The following is a 19,413-nucleotide window of genomic DNA, read 5'->3' on the forward strand; positions in this document are numbered from 1 at the left end:
CGGGTTCGGGTGTTAAGAAGCGCGGGTTCGGGCGTTAAGTAGCGCAGGTTCGGGCTAGGAGAGGCGGCGCACCCAGAAGATCGGGACGCCGTCCTCGGCGGTGGTCTCGCCGGCGTACTCCTGGGCGCGCAGGCGGCAGAAGGCCGGGACGTCGACCCGGGCCGCGACGTCGGTCGCGGCGACGCCGATCAGCTCGCCGACCGGCACCCGGGTCAGGTTCTTGCCGAGCTCGATGATCGGCGCCGGACAGCGCATCGCGCGGCAGTCCAGGACCAGTCCGTCACCACCGCCGGCGCCCGTGGTCGAGCTCTCGCTCACAGCCCCGCCTCCGCGCGCAGCCGGCCGACCACCTCGGGCAGCGCGGCGAGGAACGCCTCGACGTCGTCGGCCGTGGTGTCGCGGGTCAGCGAGAGCCGGACGTTGCCGTGCGTGAGCACGCCCATCGCCGCGAGCACGTGGCTGGGCGTCAGCGTGGACGCGGTGCAAGCCGAGCCCGAGGAGACCTCGAAGCCGCGGCGGTCGAGCTCGGTGACCAACGCCTCGCCGTCCACGTAGAGGCAGGAGAAGGTGACCAGGTGGGGGAGTCGGTGCTCCGGGTCGCCGACCACCTCGACGTCGGGGATCGCCGCCACCGCGGCCCGGATCCGGTCGATCAGGGCATGCTGGCGGGCGGCGACCTCGGCCGCGTCGGCGGTCACCGCCTGGAGGGCGGCTGCTGCGGCGAGCGCCGCGGGGACGTTCTCGAAGCCGGTCGCCCGCTCGTCGGCGCGGTCGTCACTGGGGAACGGGGAGCGCCACCGGGCGCCCTTGCGCACCAGGAGCACGCCCACCCCGGCCGGCCCACCCCACTTGTGCGCGGACGCCGCCGCAGCGGCCCAACCCGCAGGAAGCGGCAGCCGTCCGGCGGAGGCGCAGGCGTCCATGAAGATCGGCACGTCGCCGGCCAGCTCGGCGAGCTCGGCCACCGGCTGCAGGGTGGCGACCTCGTGGTTGGCGCTCTGCAGTGCGAGCGCGGCGATCGGCCCCTCGGGCAGAGTGAGCTCCGCGCGCCCGGTCGCCGAGACCCCGAGCTCGGCGACCCGGCCACCGTTGCGGGCATGCCACTGCCCGGCATGGACCACCGAGGAGTGCTCCACCGCCGAGTGCACCAGCAGGTCGGAGACCCGGGCCCGCCCGGCCAGCAGGCCGAGTACGCCCTGGTGCACCGCGTGGGTGCCCGAGGGGGTGAAGGTGACCTCGTCGAACCGGATGCCGAGACACTGGGCGACCACCTCGCGGGCGTTGTCCAGCATCAACCGGGCATGGCGTGCCGAGCGATGCAGGCGGCGGGGGTCGGCCCAGCCGGCATCCAGCGCGGCGAGCAGGGTCTCCCGGGCGGCGGGGTGCAGCGGCTCGCCTGCAGCGGCGTCGAGATGGACCACCGGGGCAGCCGAGGAATTCATCACAAGGTGAACCTACCGGGCACCTGCGGTCCACAGCCCGGTCGGCGTCCGATAGTGTTCGGCATATCCGTGCAGTTCGAGAGAGAGGCTCGTTCGTGGGTCTGCAACTCCCCAAGCGCGCCCGTCGTGTGGCAACGGGTTCGATGCTTGGTCTCACCCTCCTGACGCTGGGTGCCTGTTCCGAAGAGGACAAAGCTCAGATGGATCGGTTCGGCATGCCGGCGAACTCGCCTGGTACCGAGCAGGGCGCCTATATCGCTGACCTGTGGAAGTGGTCGTGGGTCGCTGCCTTGATCACCGGTGTCATCGTGTGGGGCCTGATCTTCTGGGCTGCCGCCCGCTACCGGCGTCGTAGCGACGACGAGATCCCGGTTCAGACGCGGTACAACCTGCCGCTGGAGATCCTGTACACCATCGCACCCGTCTTCATGGTGGTCGTCTTCTTCTACTGGACCGTCACCACCCAGGACAAGGTCCTCGAAGAGACCGACAATCCTGACGTGATGGTCGAGGTCGTGGCCCAGCAGTGGTCGTGGACCTTCAACCACTCGGTCGGCGACGCCGAGGCAGGTGGCCCGGTCGTGTACGAGGCGGGCACCGCCAGCGACATCCCGAACCTGGTCCTCCCGGTCGGCAAGACCATCGAGTTCAAGCTCTCGAGCCCCGACGTCATCCACTCCTTCTGGATCCCCGGCTTCCTCATGAAGATGGACGTCATCCCGGGCCAGGAGGGCGAGGAGCGCAACTCCTTCCAGGTGACCACCACCAAGGAGGGCGTCTTCGCCGGCAAGTGCGCCGAGCTGTGTGGCACCTACCACTCGCGGATGCTCTTCAACGTCGAGGTCGTCAGCGACGCTGACTACCAGGCGTACCTGGCCAAGCGCGAGGAGCAGGGCTACTCCGCTGACGAGCCGCTGCTCGGTGGTTCGTACGCCGTCACGCAGGCCGGCCTGACCGATGACAACAACGACAGCCACGGAGGCGAAGAGTGACCACCGCCACGGGCAGCGCAACGCAGCTGGTCCCGGGACGCAAGTCCCTGGGCCAGAACATGATGCGCCTTCTCACCACGACCGATCACAAGCTGATCGGCAAGATGTACCTCGCCACCTCGTTCGCCTGGTTCATGCTGGGCGGCCTGATGGCCCTGGTCATCCGCTCCGAGCTCGCGTTCCCGGGCAACCAGGTCGTGAGCGACGAGACGTACAACCAGATGTTCACGATGCACGGCACCATCATGCTGCTGCTGTTCGCGACGCCACTGTTCTTCGGCTTCTCGAACGTGATCATGCCGCTCCAGATCGGTGCTCCCGACGTCGCGTTCCCGCGTCTGAACATGTTCAGCTACTGGCTGTTCCTGTTCGGTGGTCTGATCGCCGCCTCGGGCTTCCTGACCCCGTCCGGTGCCGCGAGCTTCGGCTGGTTCGCCTACACGCCGCTCTCGAGCGTGATGCGGTCGCCGGGCGTCGGCGGTGACCTGTGGATCATGGGTCTGTGGATGGCCGGCATCGGCACCATCCTCGGTGCCGTCAACTTCATCACCACCATCATCTGCATGCGTGCCCCGGGCATGACCATGTTCCGGATGCCCCTGTTCGTGTGGAACACCCTGATCACCAGCCTGCTGGTCCTGATCGCCTTCCCGATCCTCGGTGGTGCGCTGCTCTCGCTGGAGGCGGACCGTCTCCTCGGGGCGCACATCTTCGACGTCGACCACGGTGGCGCGATCCTGTGGCAGCACCTGTTCTGGTTCTTCGGTCACCCCGAGGTGTACATCATCGCGCTGCCGTTCTTCGGCATCGTGACCGAGATCCTGCCGGTCTTCAGTCGCAAGCCGCTCTTCGGCTACGTCGGTCTGGTCGCGGCGACGCTGGGCATCGCGATCCTCTCGATCGCCGTGTGGGCCCACCACATGTTCGTGACAGGCGAGGTCAATCTGCCGTTCTTCTCGGGCATGACGTTCTTGATCGCGGTCCCGACCGGCGTGAAGTTCTTCAACTGGATCGGCACGATGTGGGGCGGATCCATCTCGTTCGACACCCCGATGCTCTGGTCGATCGGCTTCCTCACCACCTTCCTGTTCGGTGGTCTGACCGGCGTCATCCTGGCCAGCCCGCCGCTGGACTTCCACGTCTCCGACTCCTACTTCGTGGTGGCGCACTTCCACTACGTGGTCTTCGGAACGGTCGTCTTCGCGATGTTCGCCGGCTTCTACTTCTGGTGGCCGAAGATGACCGGCAAGATGCTCGACGAGCGTCTCGGCAAGATCCACTTCTGGCTGCTGTTCATCGGCTTCCACCTCACCTTCCTGGTGCAGCACTGGCTGGGCGTCGAGGGCATGCCGCGTCGTTACGCGGACTACCTGCCCGAGGACGGCTTCACCACGCTCAACCAGATCTCCACAGTGGGTGCGTTCCTGCTGGCCGCGTCGACGCTGCCGTTCTTCTACAACGTCTACGTGTCGGCACGTGGCCCCAAGGTCGAGGTCGATGACCCGTGGGGTTGGGGTCGTTCGCTCGAGTGGGCCACCAGCTGCCCGCCGCCGCGTCACAACTTCAACTCGCTGCCGCGGATCCGCTCCGAGTCTCCCGCCTTCGACCTCCACCACCCGGAGATCGCTGCGCTGGAGCTGGACGAGGCCGCTGACGATCGAGGTGCCCTCACCGGCGCCGACGCTGACAAGGGAGGCAAGGCCTGATGAAGGCAGAGTCATGGATGTTCGTGATCTGCACGATCTTCTTCGCGCTGGTCACCCCCGCCTACTGGTTCGTCACCGACGCCTCGGCTGAGGGTGGCGACTGGACCGGCACCTCGGCGCTGGCCTGCGCCACGCTGCTGGCCGGCATGGTCTCCCTCTACCTGGGCTTCCACGCCTCGCGCATGGACGCCCGTCCGGAGGACCGCAAGGACGGCGAGATCGCGGACGGCGCCGGCGAGCTGGGCTTCTTCCCGCCCTACTCCTGGTGGCCGCTGTGGTGCGCGCTCTGCTTCTCGGTGATCACCTTCGCCGTGGCCCTCGGCCTGTGGTGGATGGCGATCATCGGTGGTGTGCTCGGCTTCCTGGCCCTGATGGGTTGGGTCTTCGAGTACTACCGTGGCGAGTTCGCTCACTGAGCCGACGCAGACGGCAACGGGCCGGCATCCTTCGGGATGTCGGCCCGTTCTGCATCTCCGGGGTCAGGCGAGGAGCTCGCGGACCCGCGGGATGACCTCGGTGCCGTAGAGCCGGATCGAGCTCATCAGCTGCTCGTGCGGCATCGTGCCGTTGCTGTACTTGAGGTCGAAGCGCTGCGCGCCGACCGCGGTCAGCGCCGCCGCGATCTTCTGGGCGACCGTCTCCGGGGAGCCGACGAACAGCGCCCCGTGATCCGCCTCAGCGTCGTACTGGGCGCGCGTGGTGGGCCCCCAGCCGCGCTCCGCGCCGATCCGGTTCCGGTTGGCCACGAAGTGCGGGAACAGCAGCTCCCGGGCCTCCTCGTCGCTCGCCGCGACGAAGCCCGGCGAGTGGATGCCGATCGTCTGCAGCGGCTTGCCGAGCTGGTCCAGCGCACGCCGGTACAGGTCGGCCAGCGGCGCGAAGCGGGCCGGCTCGCCACCGATGATGGCGATCATCAGCGGCAGGCCGTGGCGGGCCGCCCGGATCACCGATTCCGGCGATCCGCCGACCCCGACGAACGCGGGCAGGCTGCCGGCGGCCGTCTTCGGGTAGACGTGCGTGGGCGCGAGCGGAGGGCGGGTGGTGCCCTGCCAGGAGATCTCGCCCTCGGTGCGAAGCTTGGCGAAGAGGTCGAGCTTCTCCTCGAAGAGCACCTCGTAGTCGTGCAGGTCGAAGCCGTACAACGGGAACGACTCGGTGAAGGAGCCCCGGCCCAGGGTGACCTCCGCGCGCCCGTTGGAGAGCGCGTCCAGGGTCGCGAAGCGCTCGTAGACCCGGATCGGGTCGTCGGAGCTCAGCACGGTGACGGCGGTGCCCAGCTTGATCTGCTCGGTGACGGAGGCGATCGCGGCCAGGACCACGTCGGGAGCGGTGATCGCGAAGTCGTCACGGTGGTGCTCGCCCACGGAGAAGACGTCGATGCCCACCTCGTCGGCCAACCGGGCCTCGGCGACCACGTTGCGCAGGACCTGGTGGTGGGGGAGTGGCTGCCCGGCGGCGTCGAGGGTGACGTCGCCGAAGGTGTCGAGCCCGAAGGCGTACTCGGTCACGATGCTCCAATCACAGAGAGTAGTTGCTGATTCAACAATCCTGGTCGGGATCCATTCCCGGAAATGCCGAAGGCCCGGACCAACTGACGTTGGTCCGGGCCTTGCAGGCTAGCGGTTCAGCACTCAGTGCTTGGGGCGGAGCTCCTCGCCCTCGACCTCGTGACGGCCGTCGAACTGGTGGCCATCAGCGGCGTGGTCGAGACCCGCCTCGAGCTCGTGCTCGTGCTCGGCGTGGTGGTGCGCCTCCTCGAGCTCGGCCGCGGTGGGCTTCTGCACGTTGTCGGCGAACATGGCACGCGAGAGCTTGGCGCGCAGACGTGAGCTACGCGAGTCCGGAGCGGCGACGCCGTTGGCGTCGGTGTCGGACTCGGGGTCGTAGACCTCGTCCCGGTCGCGAGCGGTCAAGGTGTAGGCCTTGCCCTCGTCGATCGGCAGGTGACGCTCAGCGTGGCCACCCTCGGCGCTGCGCATGATGATGCCGGTCTCGTAGCCGTGCAGCAGCACCTCGTTGTCGTGACGCTGGAGCGAGATGCACCAACGCTTGGTCACGATGAAGGCGATCACCGGGATGATGAAGACCGCGATCCGCAGGAACCAGGTGATGTGGTTCAGGTTGAGGTTGAACACCACAGCCAGAACGTCGTTGCCGCCACCGATCCAGAGCAGACCGTAGAGGGTCATCATGGCGACCAGGAAGGCCGTCCGGGTCGGCGCGTTGCGCGGACGCTGCAGCAGGTGGTGCTCGCGCTTGTCGCCGGTCACCCAGGCCTCGAGGAACGGCCACAGGATCATCGTGACGAGCATCAGCATCGTGATCACCATCGTCGGGATGACGATGGACCAGGTCCAGGTGTTGTTGAACCAGTAGGTCTCCAGCGGCGGCATGATGCGCGAGGCACCCTCGGCCACACCCATGTACCAGTCAGGCTGCGAGCCTGCGGTGACCTTGGTCGGGTCGTACGGACCGTACTTCCACACCGGGTTGATGGTCATCAGGCCGCCCATGAAGGCGCACCAGCCGAACACGATGAAGAAGAAGCCGCCGGCCTTCGCCATGTAGACGGGGAGCATCGGGTAGCCGACGACGTTCTCCTCGGTACGGCCAGGGCCAGGCCACTGCGTGTGCTTGTGGTAGACGAGCAGCAGCATGTGGGCTGCGATCAGGGCCAGGATCAGCGCCGGCAGCAGCAGGATGTGCGCAACGTAGAAGCGAGCGATGATCGCGTCTCCGGGGAACTCGCCACCGAAGATGAAGAACGACATGTACGAGCCGAGGACCGGGGTTGCCTTCACGATGCCGTCCGCGATCCGCAGACCGGTTCCGGAGAGCAGGTCGTCGGGGAGCGAGTAGCCGGTGAAGCCCTCGAGGATGCCGAGCAGGATCAGCACGCAGCCGATCACCCAGTTGACCTCGCGCGGCTTGCGGAACGCACCGGTCAGGAAGACGCGCATCATGTGCACGAACATCGAGGCCAGGAACAGCATGGCTGCCCAGTGGTGCATCTGACGCATCAGCAGACCACCGCGGACGTCGAACGAGATGTCGACGGTGGACTTGAAGGCCTCGGACATGTGCAGGCCACGGAGCTGCTCGTAGGTGCCGAAGTACTGGACCTCAGCCATCGACGGGCGGAACCACAGGGTGAGGAAGACGCCGGTCAGCAGCAGGACGACGAAGCTCCACAGAGCGATCTCGCCGAGCATGAACGACCAGTGGTCGGGGAAGACCTTGCGCAGGTTCTTCTTGGCCGCGGTCGCCAGACCGAGGCGCTCATCGGCCCAGCCGGCGACGCGGGCGCCGCGGCTGGGCTTGCTGGCCGTCGCGGGACTCTTGCCGTTGCTGTTGGCCACGGAAGTGGTGCTCACTTGGGCTCACGATCCTTCCAGTACGACGGGGCGTTGCGCTCCCAGTAGCTCGGGCCCACGGGCTCGAGGAAGCCGCTGCGCGCCGCCAGGAACCCGTCGCGGTCCACCTCGATGGGCAGCTGCGGGAGGGCACGGGTAGCCGGACCGAAGACCACGCGACCCTTGTCGGCCAGGTCGAAGGTCGACTGGTGACACGGGCAGAGCAGGTGGTGCGTCTGCTGCTCCCACAGAGCGATCGGGCAACCCATGTGGGTGCAGATCTTGGAGTAGCAGAGGATGCCCTCGTGGCCCCAGTTGTCGGTGGCCTCGGAGAGGTCCTTGGGCTCGATGCGGACCAGGATGACCGCGGACTTCGCCTTCTCGGCGATCAGCTCGTGGCCGTGGAGGACCTCCACGCCGCGGGCCTCGAGGTCCTCGGGGTTGGTGCGCGGGTCGAGGTTCTCGACCAGGCCCTCCGGCTCGGCGTTGACCAGCTGGCCGACCTCGAGGTCCGAGGGGCGGATCCAGCGGCCGGTGACGTCGTTGACGATGCGGGTGCCCGCACGCCAGATCGTCTTCTCCAGCTTCTTGCCGGGCAGCGGACCGAGGTCGCGCAGGCCGACGATCAGCGGGACTCCCGCCAGCGCCAGGGCGCCGAGCAGGGTGTTGCGGATCATCGGGCGACGGGCGATGCCCGACTCCTCGAGACCCTGGGCGAGTGCGGCGAGGGTCGCCTCACGGTCCTCTTCGCTGCTGGCTGCGGAGTGACGGAGCTCGGAGATCTCCTGGTCACCCATGAGCTTGCGTGCCCACTGGATCACGCCGATGCCGATGAACAGCATGGCGAAGCCCAGGGCGAGACCGAGTGCGACGTTCATCGCCCCCAGGCCCATGAAGGTGTCTTCGGGCTCGATGGTGAAGTACGCGACGCAGAACGCCACCGCACTGATCATCGAGAGCACGAAGAAGGTGGAGACCTGGCGCTCGGCGCGCTTCTCCGCCTTGTCGTCGACATCGGTCGGGCGCCAGTGGTGCTCCGGGTGACCCGGGTCAGCGATGGGCTCCGCGACCGGAAGGTTGTCGTGGTTGTTCGTCACGTCCCTCAGGCCTTCTTCTTCTCAGTACGGGTGGTGTGCGCCGCGATCCAGTAGGCGAACCCGACCAGGCCGCCGATGCCGAACAACCACGCGAACATGCCCTCGCTCACGGGACCGAGGCTGCCGAGGCTGAAGCCACCCTTGCCCGGCTCCTCGTGGATCGTGTTGAGGTAGGCGATGATCGACGCCTTCTCCTCGGAGTTGAGGACCTCGTCCGAGAAGACCGGCATCTGCTGCGGGCCGGTGAGCATCGCCTCGTAGAGATGGGTGCGGCTGGTGTTCTTGAGCGACGGTGCGTACTTGCCGTTCGGCATGGCGCCACCGGAGCCGTCGAAGTTGTGGCAGGCGGTGCAGTTGGTCAAGAACAGCTGGCCACCGCGAACGATCGCCGCGCGGCGGTCGTCCTCGCTGAGGTGGTCGAGCGAGATCTGGGCCTCGGTGGGCGTGGCCGGGCCGGGGCCGAGCGAGGCGACGAAGGCGCCGATGGCCTCGATCTCGTCCTCGTTGTAGACCTGGGCCTTCGCCGGGGCCTGCTGGCCGGGGGTCTGCATGGGCATGCGGCCAGTGCCCATCTGGAAGTTGACTGCCGCGGAGCCGACACCGACCAGCGACGGGCCGTACTGGCCGTTCTCGCTGTTGATGCCTTCGCCGTTCTGCCCGTGGCAGAAGGAGCAGCCGACCAGGAAGAGCTGCCGGCCCTCGTTGATGAGCTCCTCGTCCGCCTTCGCCGACTTCTCATCGGCGGAGGAGGGGGAGACGACGGCCGCATAGAGGCCGCCCATCATGACGAGCCCGAGCAGCATGACCACGAGTCCCGCCAGGCGACTGCGGCGGTGACGCGACAGCCTTCCTGCGGAGCGGTTCAGGAGACGCACGAAATCAGTCCTTGAGCTTGATGGTCGGGTGCTACTTGATCAGGTAGATGGTGGCGAACAGGCCGATCCACACGACGTCGACGAAGTGCCAGTAGTAGGACACGACGATCGCGCTGACCGCCTGCTCGTGCGTGAACTTGCGCGCCATGTAGGTGCGCCCGAGCACGAACAGGAAGGCGATCAGGCCGCCGGTGACGTGGATGCCGTGGAAGCCGGTGGTCAGGTAGAAGACCGAACCGTAGGCATTCGCCGGAATGGTGAGGCCGTGGTGGATCAGCTCGGCGTACTCGAGGGCCTGTCCGCCGATGAAGACGGCGCCCATGATGTACGTGAGGATGAACCACTCGCGCAGCCCCCACTTGGCCACGTTGAACAACGATCCGGTGCGGCCCACCTGGCCACGCTCAGCGGCGAAGACGCCGAGCTGGCAGGTCACCGAGGAGAGCACGAGGATCGTGGTGTTCGCGGTGGAGAACGGAATATTGAGGAGCTCCGTCTCACTCGCCCACAGATCGGGGCTCTGGGCCCGGATCGTGAAGTAGCACGCGAACAGTGCCGCAAAGAACATCAGCTCGCTGGAGAGCCAGATGATCGTGCCAACACTGACCATGCTGGGACGGTCGTGATGCCCGTGTAGACGGGACGCCGGAATCGCAGTTGCTGTCGCCACGTGCCTCATTATGTCGGTTCCTGATCCGGAGGGCACCCCGACCCCCGGTTTGAGTGGGTCATAAACTTCACAGGATGCTTGTTTCACGCGTGAACGGGCCCTGTGCCGGGCGGACGGCGGTGCGGGATCGGCAGCGCTGAGGGGCCGGGGAACCGGGGCCCGGTCGGGTGATGCGGTCGCCCTCGAAGCGGACGAACGTGAGGATCGTCGCGGCGGACCCGCGCCAGGCACGCGCGACTTCTGGCGCCGGGGCCGATACCATCGAGTCGTGACTGACACCACAGCACCGCTCAAGATCCTGGTCTACAGCGACGACGTCAACACGCGCTCGCAGGTGATCCTCGCGCTGGGCCGACGCCCGCACCCGGACCTGCCGGAGTTCGAGTACGTCGAGGTGGCCACCGAGCCGGTCGTGCTGCAGAACATGGACGCCGGCGGGATCGCACTCGCGATCCTCGACGGCGAGGCCGTGCCTGCAGGCGGCATGGGGATCGCCAAGCAGCTCAAGGACGAGATCTACCAGTGCCCGCCGGTGCTGGTGCTGATCGGCCGTCCCCAGGACGCCTGGCTGGCGACCTGGTCGAGGGCGGAGGCGGCGGTCGCGCACCCGATCGACCCGATCCAGCTCGCCGAGTCGGTGCTGAGCATCCTGCGTCCGGCGGTGCCTGCGTCGTGAGTCAGCACACCTGGCCCGACGTCCTCACCACGGTCGTCGGGGGAGCAGACCTGTCGTCGGAGCAGACCCGTTGGGCGATGGGCGAGATCCTGGCCGGCAACGCGACGCCGTCGCAGATCGCCGGCTTCGCGGTCGCCATGCGGAGCAAGGGCGAGACCGTCAGCGAGGTCGAGGGGCTGGTCGAGGCGATGTTCGCGACCGCCGCGCCGCTGAGCATCGAGGGCCGCGCACTCGACATCGTCGGCACCGGGGGAGACCGCTCCTTCTCGGTGAACATCTCCACGATGTCCTCGATCGTCGCTGCCGGCGCGGGTGCCCTCGTGGTCAAGCACGGCAACCGCTCCGCCTCCTCCAAGGCGGGCTCGGCCGACGTCCTCGAGCACCTCGGCGTGCGCCTGGACCTGGCCCCCGCCCAGGTGGCCGAGGTGGCCGCGCGGGCCGGGGTCACCTTCTGCTTCGCGCCGATCTTCCACTCCGCGCTGCGGCACGCGGGCGTGCCCCGCTCCGAGCTCGGGATCGCCACCTTCTTCAACTTCCTCGGTCCGCTGGCCAACCCGGCCCGCCCCGCGGCGCAGGCGATCGGCTGCGCGGACCTGCGGATGGCGGGCGTGCTGGCCGGCGTCTTCGCATCCCGCGGCGTCGACGCCCTGGTCTTCCGGGGTGACGACGGACTGGATGAGCTGACCACCACCACGACCTCCCAGGTCTGGTCGGTGCACCAGGGACAGGTCCAGCGCACCGAGATCGACCCGGCCCGCCTCGGGCTCGCTCCGGCGACGGCCGAGGACCTGCGCGGTGGCGACGTGGCGCACAACGCCGGCGTCGTCCGCGACACCCTGGCCGGTGCCGGGGGCGCCGTTCGCGACGCCGTGGTGCTCAACGCGGGCGCTGCTCTGGCCGTGCACTCCGGGGAGTTCTCCGACGTGGAGTCCGCGATCGCCCACGGCATGGAGCAGGCGGCGAACGCCATCGACTCCGGCGCCGCGGCAGCCGCCCTCGCCCGATGGGTGGAGGCCGGCGCCGCCTACTGAGCACCTCGCGGGACGTCATGCGCTGCGAGCAGGCGCTCGCAGCGCATCACGTCAGCTAGCGGGTGACCCTGAGCCGCACCGTGGCCGACTTCGCGAGGACGGTGCTGGTGCCGAGGTAGCGGACCGTCAGCTTGTGGCGCCCGGGCTTGAGCCTGGGCAGGGCGACGGTGGCGCGGCCGTAGGAGCTCGAGCCGAGCCGCACGGTCTTGATCACCCGGCCGGCACGGACCACCTGGACCGTGCCGGTCGGCTTGGCCAGTCCGGTGACCCTGACCGTCACGCTGACCTTCGCCCGCTTGGTGCGCTTGACGGTGCTGGGGCTTACCGAGGCGGTGAGGCTCGAGGTCAGCTTGCGCACGGTGACCGGGGCGGACTGCTCGGTGCCGCTCAGGTACCCGGAGCGGGAGGCGGTCACGGCGACCTGGAGCCGCTTCGTGGCATCGGCCACGGCGGGGCGGTAGGTCCGCGACGTCGCGCCCGCGATGGGAGTGCCGGCGCGCAGCCACTGGTACTTGTAGCTGACTCCGCTGCTCTCCGACCAGGTGCCGGGCGTCGCGGTCAGGTAGCTGCCGACACTCGGCGTGCCGGTGATCTCCGGGGCGGCCAGGATCGAGAGCCGGACGCCGGCGACGCCGTTGACCTTGTTGCTGGTGGTCACCGTCTCGGCGTAGCCGGGCTTGCTGCCGGTGACGCGGACCGAGAGCTCGCGTCCGACGTCGGCCTGGGCGACCACGTAGGTCTCGGCGGTCGCGTCGGTGATCGCCGACGAGCCCCGGTACCACTGCCACCGCTCATCGACGCCGGTCAGGTCCCAGAGCGGCGGCTGCACGGTGAGCACCGCGCCGACCGCGGCCTGCTGCCCCTCGGCCCCGGTCTCGGCGCCGGAGATGGTGGGCGCCTGCAGCGCGACCGGTCCCGGACTGACGGTGAACGGGCGCCAGGCGTCTCCGGTCGAGCCGAGGTCGGCGCCGCCGGTGTCGAGCGCCACGACCCGCCACTCCCAATCTCCCGCCGCGAGCGTGGCGCGGGGCGCCCACGCGGTGGCGGAGGTGGTCCCGCTCTCGGTGACCGAGGTGGTGCCGGGCCGGCGCCGCTCGAAGCGGTACTTCGCGACCGGGCCGCCCTGGGCGGGTGCGGTCCAGCTGAAGAGCCCGCCGTTGGGGGCGACGACGGCGTTGGCCGCCGGAGACTGGAAGGTGGGCGCGGCGCCGTCCACCTGGAACGAGCTCCAGGCGGACCAGGCACCCTTGCGGCCCTTGGCGTCGGTGCGCCGGACCCGCCAGACGTAGGTGCCGCCGGTCTTCGGCAGCGGGGTGGCCAGGGTCAGTGCCGGGTGCTTGGTGGTGGTGCTCACCACCTGGTTGGCGGTGCTCTCCGTGGTGTCGGCGTTCTTGCGCGCCTGCACGTCGTAGGAGGCGGCGAAGGCCAGAGGCGCCCACTCGAAGCGGGTTCCGGAGGCGGCCGGCTCCTGGTCCGCGGGGTAGCCGAGCACCGGCACCGGCGACCGCTTCTCGAGCTTCGCCGGAATGCTCCACGGCAGTGAGTTGGTGCTGCCGTCGATCGCCTGGACCCGCCACCAGAGGTTGCCCTCGGGGTAGGTCTTGTCGAAGGACGTGAACTGGCTCTGGTCGACGGTCGCGGTGTCGATCACATCGGCGAACAGCTCGTCGGTGGCGACCTGGACCCGGTAGGCGCGCGCCTCGATCCGGGCATCGGAGGTGACCCCGGTGACCGTCTCCACATCGTGGCTGGCCACGTAGTCCTGCCAGCGCAGGGTGACGTCGTCGCCGACCTGGGTGCCGGGGGCGGAGACGTCGAGGTCTGCGGTGGGCAGTGCGACGACCGGGTTGCTCTTCTTCTCGAAGGCGTGGGTGGCATGCGCGATCGGGTTGCAGCCGCTCTGCGAGGTGCACGGCTGCACGTACCAGTAGTAGGCGGTCCCGGCCTGGCTGTCGGCGAAGGCGTCGACGGCCCGGTAGTGGGTCCCATCGACCCGCACGCTGCGGAACGGGTTGGTGTGCTCCTGGTCGTAGCTCATCGTCACCTGGTACGACCCGGCGCCCGGGACCTTGTTCCAGGCCAGGATCGGGGTCTCCGGCAGCGCGGCACAGCGCACCGGCAGGCTCGCCGCACAGGACGCGCCGCCGCTCGCTCCGCCGCGCAGGGAGACCCGCTGGCCGGTCACCTCGGCGAGCGGGGCGATGGTGAACGAGCCGAGGTTGCTGGACTGGGTGGGCGAGCCGGATCCGTCCGGCGTCGCGACCACCATCCACTCGTACGTCATTCCCGGCGTGAGGTAGGTGGCCTCGAAGTCCTGGTAGCTGGCCTGCCGGGTCTCGCCGGGCATGGTGGTCCAGCTCTGGGCGCCGGCCGAGCGGATCAGCACGGTGTACTTCGGCGGCTTGGTGGAGCTGGCGGTGTCGGTGCCGGTGAGTGGCGTCCAGCTCAGCGTGGGGAAGCGGGTGAAGGAGCCGCCCAACGGCGCCACCGGCTCCGGCGAGGTGGCCGGGCCGTAGCCGTTGTCGGTGACCGTGAACGAGGGCTGCCCGGCGCCGAGCAGACCGTTGCCGACGCGTCCGGACTCGCTGATCGGGTACACCTGCCAGCGGTAGCTCTCGGAGTCGGCGACCTTCGGCTTGAGGTTCCCGCGCGGCGAGACGGCGGTGCTCGCGGTGGTGACGGTCGTGGTCGAGCCGTCGGAGAGCTTCGTGTAGACGACCTTGTAGCGCGCCGCGCCGTCCACCGCGCCCCAGGACAGGGTCGGCGGAGGGCCGGAGTAGCCGTCGGCGGGCGACATGGTGGCCGGCTCGACCGACCAGGACTGGTAGACGAAGCTGCGCTTCTGCGCCGAGATCAGGTCGGTGACCGCGGCCTGGTTGCTGCTGGTCCCAGGCTGCCGGTCGAGACCCTGGACCCGCCACCACCACAGGCCGCCGCTGCTCGGCCAGCAGTCGCCGTCCGCCTTCGGCACGTAGGTGGTGTGCACCGTCGTGCAGCTGATCACGCTGCTGAAGTTCTGGTCCTGGCTCAGCTCCAGCCGGTAGTGGCTCGCCAACCGGATCGGCTCCCACTCGAAGTAGAGCGGGTCGCTGACCGTGGCACCGTTGGCGGGGTACTCGAGCTGGGGCTGGCGGGGCCACGCGCGGCGGAAGGTGACGACGGCCGCCTGGCTCCAGTCGCTGGCGATCCCGAAGGCGTCGACACCGCGCACCCGCCAGAAGTACTCGTCGTTGTCCAGGGTCGCCGGTCGGGCGTAGCGGGTTCCGGTGATGCCGTTGGTCTGGAACAGCAGCGAGTCGAAGTCGTTGTCGGTGTCCACCTGGAGTTGGTAGGTGACCGCTCCGGGCACCGGCTCCCAGTCGAAGACGGCGTCCTCGACATGCTCGGCGGCACTGGAGTGGTTCGGGGTCATGCCGGTCTCGTCCGCCGAGCGCAGGCCGGGGACCGTGAACGAGGAGACCGGCGACCATGCCGTGTAGGTGCCGCTGCCGACCTCGGCAGCGACCCGCCACCAGTACTCCTGGGCCCCACTCGGGGTGAACAGGTAGCTGGTCGACTTGCTGGTGGCCTCGATCTGCCGTGCCGGGTCGCTGAACGAGGAGTCGGTGCCGACCTGGATCTTGTAGCCGCTCGCGGTGCCCACGCCCTGCCAGCGCAGCAGCGGCAGGTCCTCGGGCTGGCGGATGGTGGCGCCGTCGACGGGGGACTGGGGTGCGGGTGCGGCAGGGGTGCTGCGGTCGAAGGTGTGCTCGGCCCAGTCGCTGGTGCCGGTGGCGTCCTTGGCGCGCACCCGCCAGGCGCCGGTCGCCGGCAGGCCGACGCTCGGCACGAAGGTGACGTTGGTGGTGTTCACCGACTCCAGGACGGTGGCGAAGCCGGAGGTGGTCGCGACCTGGACGTCGTACCCGGTCGCCGTGGCGACCCGATCCCAGGAGAGCGCGGGCATCCCGCCGTCGAGGGTCGTCGAGGCCAGGTTGCCGGGCGTCGCCAGCGCGGCGTTGGCAGGTGCCTGCCACCCCAGAGCGATCAGAGCCAGCGCGGCGATGATCGTGGTGAGACGACGGAAGAGGCAGGTCACACGGTCCCCCTGAAGTGGTGATCGAGGGAAGCGCTGATCAATGGAGGGCGGCGCCAGGCGTCGCCCTCCATTGATCAGCGATTCCCTAGTCCTCTGCGGAGGCTAGGAGTCAGGGGGTGGTCCCGGCCGGGGAATCCTCCGGAGATGGCCCGAAAGGGCTATCCGGTCGGTCCGGTCGGTGGCGGCTGCGCGATCCGCAGGCTGTGGCGGTGCTCAGTCGAGCCCGAGGGAGAAGGCTGCCTCGAGGTCGTGGCGCGAGTAGGCGCGGAAGGCGATGTGGGTCTCGGTGGAGGTCACGCCGTCGATCTTGTTGAGCTTGTCGGCGACCACCGCGGCGACGTCGTCCACCTGGCTGACCCGGACCAGGGCGATCAGGTCGATCTGGCCGGTGACCGAGTAGACCTCGCTCACGCCCTCCAGGGCGGCGATCTGCTCGGCGACCTCGGGGATCTTGTGAACGTCGGCGTTGACGAAGACGATGGCGGTGATCACACGACGACCTTAGCGGGCCGGGCGGTGCACGGGGGTGAGGCTGCGCCGCTCGTCGAAGGGGACCAGATCACGCCGGGACTGCTCGACGGCGTCGTGGACGGCGAGGTGTCGCGTCGCCCCACCCAGCGGGCAGACCCAGGAGCCGTCGACGTCGACCAGGCGGATCCCGTCGGACTCCAGCCACCGCAGGATCAGCTCGCTCTCCTCAGCGCTGGCGGCAGGTACCGGGCCGGGGCCGGGCAGCACCGTCTCGGCGCTGGCGCGGAGCTGGTCGACGTAGAGGCGGGCGTCGGCGCCCGGGGGGATCCGCCCCGCGGCGGCCAGCCGACCGTGCCGGACCACGTGCACCGACCAGCGGCCGTCGTCGTCGCGGCGGGTCGCCACCAGCTCGGCGCAGCCGGAGAGCCCGGACAGCCGCTGGGTGCGCGATGCGGCCCGGAGGAAGGCGGCCAGCCGGTCGCGGTGCACGCCGGCCTCCTCGTAGCGCTCCTCGGCGGCCAGGCGGAGCATCCGCTCGGAGATCGCCTCGATCACCTCGTCCGGACTGCGATGCACGGCGTCGGCGACGCGCTGCACCAACTCGGCGTAGGCGCTCTCGGTGACCGAGCCGTCACAGGGGGAGAGGCAGCGGCCCATCTCGCCCAGGGCGCACGCGCTGCGGCTCGCGGCCCGGCTCAGCCGCTCGGTGCACTGCCGGATCGGGAACGCCTCGTGCAACGCCGTCAGCGAGCGCTCGGCGACCCGCTTGGAGGAGAACGGGCCGAGATAGTCGGCGTCGTCGTCGAGGACCCGGCGGACCATCGAGAGCCGGGGCCAGGGCTCGCGGGTGATCTTGATGAAGTGCATCTTCTCCGGGAACCGGGAGCGCCGGTTGTAGCGCGGCTTGTGCTCGGCGATCAGCCGCAGCTCGCGGATCTGGGCCTCCAGGGTGGTGGCGCACTCGATCGCCTCGACCTGGTCGGCGAGGTTGATCATCTCGCCCATCCGGGAGCGGGTCTCCGAGGCGGTGAAGTAGGAGCGGACCCGGGTGCGCAGGTCGCGGGAGGTGCCGATGTAGAGCACCCGCTGCTGGGCATCGCGGAACAGGTAGACGCCGGGTGCGTGCGGGAGCGGCTCGGCCAGGTGTCGCTTGCGGCGCTGGGCGGTGGAGACCCGGGCGCTGAACCCCTGCAGCTCCTCCAGGGTCTGCACGCCGAGTCCGCCGAGGCGCTCCATCAGGCCGTGCAGCACGTCGACGGTGGCCCGGGCATCCGAGAGCGCTCGGTGGTTGGGGGTGGTGCTGGCCCCGAAGAGCGTGGCCAGGGAGGAGAGCTTGCAGTTCGGAGCGTCGTCGCGGGTGATCACCCGGCGGGCCAGCTTGGCGGTGTCGACCACCTCGAAGCGCGGCCACTCGCGGCCCTGCTCGGTGGCGAAGTGCTTGAGGAAGCCGACGTCGAACGGGGCGTTGTGAGCTACCAGCACCGTGCCCTGGGCGAACTCCAAGAAGGCGGGCAACGCCGACTCGATCGGCGGGGAGGCCGCGACCATCGCGTTGGTGATGCCGGTCAGCACCGCGATGAAGGCCGGGATCTCGCTGTGCGGGTTGACCAGCGTCTGGAACTCGCCGAGCACCTCGCCGCCGCGCACCTTGACCGCGCCGATCTCGGTGATCATCGAGCCTCCGGCCGCCGAGCCGCCGGTGGTCTCCAGGTCGACCACGGTGAAGGTGACGTCGCGCAGTGGCCGCCCGAGCTGGTCGAAGCTGCGCTGGGCCTCCCAGCGTCCGGTGGTGTTCAAGGCGGTGCTGCTCATGACAACCGACCGTAGACGGGGCCTCCGACAGAACCGGGAGGGCACGCGCTTTCGCCGGGATCGCTGCGGGTTTCCCGGGTGCGGGGCCGCCGGTGACACCCACTAGGCTGGGCGCCTCAACCGTCGAAGCTCCCGAGGAGACTGCTGTGACCGCACCACTTCCCGACACCACCAACCGTTGGCGGTGCGCTGGCTGCGGAAACCTGACCCGCTTCGACGTGACCCGGACCCGCCGGACCAACGAGTTCTGGCACTTCGACCTCGCGGGCGAGCCGACGGTGGAGAGCACCGAGCTGCTGGGCGAGACCGTCGAGACGGTCACCTGCCGCTGGTGCAACCGCAGTGATGCGATCGAGCTGATCAGCCGCAACGACGCCGCCATCTCGCAAGACCCGAGCCGGGCCCAGCAGGCAGACTGAGAACCATCCGACGAGCGCGAAGGAGGCGCAGGTGAGCCAGCCAGAGCCCCTCCGCGCGCGTGCCCTCCCGGACCAGGTCCGGGCGCGGGTGATCGCCCTGGTCGCCGAGGTGCTGCCCCAGGTCGCCGAGCCGCCGCCGGCACTGCGCCGGGTGGCGAGCTTCGCGCCGTCGCGCCGGGCCCGCCTCGGGCGCAGCCAGATCGCGACCGCGATCGAGGGTGACGAGGAGTTCCGGGGCCACGTCGCCACGCTCGTCGGTGCGCTTGCGGGCGACCTCGCCACGGCCCTGGCCGACGGCGTGGTCCCGGCCGCCGCCGATCCGGTGGACGTCGCCGCGCTCACCTGGCTGGCGCGGGCCGAGGGCTGGGAGCCGATCTTCGACGCCGCCGTCGAGCAGGTCGAGGGTGCCGCGAGCGCCGTCGATCCGCGGACCGTGGAGCGGCTGCAGGGCAGGCTCGCCGACGCGGAGAGCGCGCTGCGTGAGCAGCGCTCCCGGCACAAGGAGCGGCTCGCCGAGGTCAAGGAGGAGAACGCCGCGCTGCGGCGCAAGCTCGGGGAGACCCGCGCCGCGCAGCGTGCGGCCGTCGACGGCGTCGACCGGGCGGCGAGTGAGGCCGAGCAGGCCCGCGAGCAGGCCGAGCAGGCGCTGTCGGGGGCGCTGAGCGAGGTGCGTCGGCTCAAGGCCCAGGTCGAGGAGCTGCAGGGCCAGGTCTCCGCGGCCCGCCGCGACAACCGCTCCGAGCGGGACGAGGCGACCCTGCGGGCCCGGTTGCTGCTCGACGCGCTGCTGG

At 69.5% G+C, this 19,413-nt stretch carries 16 protein-coding genes and 1 pseudogene; 7 read left to right on the top strand and 10 right to left on the bottom strand.

Features of this window, described 5'->3' with window-relative positions; all coding sequences use genetic code 11:
• Positions 1-54: 54 nt before the first annotated feature.
• On the bottom strand, positions 55-318 hold the full coding sequence (locus ABD151_RS04815; RefSeq protein ID WP_343991877.1) for a sulfurtransferase TusA family protein: 264 nt from the start codon (positions 316-318) through the stop codon (positions 55-57).
• Positions 315-1,442 carry a cysteine desulfurase family protein gene (locus ABD151_RS04820; RefSeq protein WP_343991878.1) on the bottom strand — a complete coding sequence of 376 codons (1,128 nt, stop codon included), beginning with the start codon at positions 1,440-1,442 and terminating at the stop codon, positions 315-317. The genes ABD151_RS04815 and ABD151_RS04820 overlap by 4 nt, the downstream gene beginning before the upstream one ends.
• 143 nt (positions 1,443-1,585) lie before the next feature.
• On the opposite strand from ABD151_RS04820, the gene ctaC reads away from it, so the two are divergent.
• The 3 genes from ctaC to ABD151_RS04835 are packed head-to-tail and all read left to right on the top strand — an operon-like array spanning position 1,586 to position 4,556.
• The gene (gene ctaC, locus ABD151_RS04825) at positions 1,586-2,434 is read left to right on the top strand and encodes an aa3-type cytochrome oxidase subunit II (RefSeq protein ID WP_462931662.1); all 849 of its coding nucleotides are present in this window, start codon (positions 1,586-1,588) and stop codon (positions 2,432-2,434) included.
• A gap of 59 nt (positions 2,435-2,493) precedes the next feature.
• Complete coding sequence (gene ctaD / locus ABD151_RS04830) at positions 2,494-4,140, top strand: aa3-type cytochrome oxidase subunit I (protein WP_343992380.1); 1,647 nt, start codon at positions 2,494-2,496, stop codon at positions 4,138-4,140.
• Positions 4,140-4,556: a cytochrome c oxidase subunit 4 gene (locus ABD151_RS04835; protein WP_343991882.1), complete on the top strand. Its 417-nt coding sequence runs from the start codon at positions 4,140-4,142 to the stop codon at positions 4,554-4,556. Before ctaD ends, ABD151_RS04835 begins: the two co-directional genes overlap by 1 nt.
• A gap of 63 nt (positions 4,557-4,619) precedes the next feature.
• On the opposite strand, the gene ABD151_RS04840 is transcribed toward ABD151_RS04835, so the two are convergent.
• The 5 genes from ABD151_RS04840 to ctaE all read right to left on the bottom strand — a co-directional run bounded on the left by ABD151_RS04840 (position 4,620) and on the right by ctaE (position 10,144).
• Positions 4,620-5,648 (bottom strand): LLM class flavin-dependent oxidoreductase, encoded by a 1,029-nt coding sequence (locus ABD151_RS04840; RefSeq protein WP_343991884.1) that lies wholly within the window; start codon positions 5,646-5,648, stop codon positions 4,620-4,622.
• Positions 5,649-5,771: 123 nt separating this feature from the next.
• The gene (gene qcrB, locus ABD151_RS04845; protein WP_343991885.1) at positions 5,772-7,514 is read right to left on the bottom strand and encodes a cytochrome bc1 complex cytochrome b subunit; all 1,743 of its coding nucleotides are present in this window, start codon (positions 7,512-7,514) and stop codon (positions 5,772-5,774) included.
• Positions 7,511-8,599 carry a cytochrome bc1 complex Rieske iron-sulfur subunit gene (gene qcrA / locus ABD151_RS04850; RefSeq protein WP_415630149.1) on the bottom strand — a complete coding sequence of 363 codons (1,089 nt, stop codon included), beginning with the start codon at positions 8,597-8,599 and terminating at the stop codon, positions 7,511-7,513. The genes qcrB and qcrA overlap by 4 nt, the downstream gene beginning before the upstream one ends.
• The gene (gene qcrC / locus ABD151_RS04855; RefSeq protein WP_462931661.1) at positions 8,596-9,465 is read right to left on the bottom strand and encodes a cytochrome bc1 complex diheme cytochrome c subunit; all 870 of its coding nucleotides are present in this window, start codon (positions 9,463-9,465) and stop codon (positions 8,596-8,598) included. Before qcrC ends, qcrA begins: the two co-directional genes overlap by 4 nt.
• 31 nt (positions 9,466-9,496) lie before the next feature.
• Entirely contained in the window at positions 9,497-10,144 is a 648-nt protein-coding gene (gene ctaE / locus ABD151_RS04860) for an aa3-type cytochrome oxidase subunit III (RefSeq protein WP_343991887.1), read from the bottom strand.
• 259 nt (positions 10,145-10,403) lie between these two features.
• On the opposite strand from ctaE, the gene ABD151_RS04865 reads away from it, so the two are divergent.
• A complete protein-coding gene (locus tag ABD151_RS04865) occupies positions 10,404-10,811 on the top strand; it encodes an Rv3143 family two-component system response regulator (protein WP_343991888.1) in 408 nt (135 codons plus the stop codon).
• Entirely contained in the window at positions 10,808-11,842 is a 1,035-nt protein-coding gene (trpD, locus tag ABD151_RS04870) for an anthranilate phosphoribosyltransferase (protein ID WP_343991889.1), read from the top strand. Before ABD151_RS04865 ends, trpD begins: the two co-directional genes overlap by 4 nt.
• A gap of 55 nt (positions 11,843-11,897) precedes the next feature.
• On the opposite strand, the gene ABD151_RS04875 is transcribed toward trpD, so the two are convergent.
• The 3 genes from ABD151_RS04875 to ABD151_RS04885 form a co-directional block, all read right to left on the bottom strand.
• Complete coding sequence (locus ABD151_RS04875) at positions 11,898-15,920, bottom strand: Ig-like domain repeat protein (protein ID WP_343991891.1); 4,023 nt, start codon at positions 15,918-15,920, stop codon at positions 11,898-11,900.
• Between the two features lie 213 nt (positions 15,921-16,133).
• Positions 16,134-16,412 (bottom strand): Lrp/AsnC family transcriptional regulator, encoded by a 279-nt coding sequence (locus tag ABD151_RS04880; protein ID WP_343991893.1) that lies wholly within the window; start codon positions 16,410-16,412, stop codon positions 16,134-16,136.
• Positions 16,413-16,421: 9 nt separating this feature from the next.
• Positions 16,422-18,203 (bottom strand): DEDD exonuclease domain-containing protein, encoded by a 1,782-nt coding sequence (locus tag ABD151_RS04885; protein ID WP_343991895.1) that lies wholly within the window; start codon positions 18,201-18,203, stop codon positions 16,422-16,424.
• Positions 18,204-18,349: 146 nt separating this feature from the next.
• On the opposite strand from ABD151_RS04885, the gene ABD151_RS04890 reads away from it, so the two are divergent.
• Both ABD151_RS04890 and ABD151_RS04895 read left to right on the top strand, forming a co-directional pair.
• Complete coding sequence (locus ABD151_RS04890; RefSeq protein ID WP_343991897.1) at positions 18,350-18,622, top strand: hypothetical protein; 273 nt, start codon at positions 18,350-18,352, stop codon at positions 18,620-18,622.
• Between the two features lie 31 nt (positions 18,623-18,653).
• Positions 18,654-19,413, top strand: a pseudogene (locus tag ABD151_RS04895) (NYN domain-containing protein); the annotation flags it as partial.

The organism is Nocardioides dubius (genome assembly GCF_039528155.1).
GTDB lineage: Bacteria > Actinomycetota > Actinomycetes > Propionibacteriales > Nocardioidaceae > Nocardioides > Nocardioides dubius.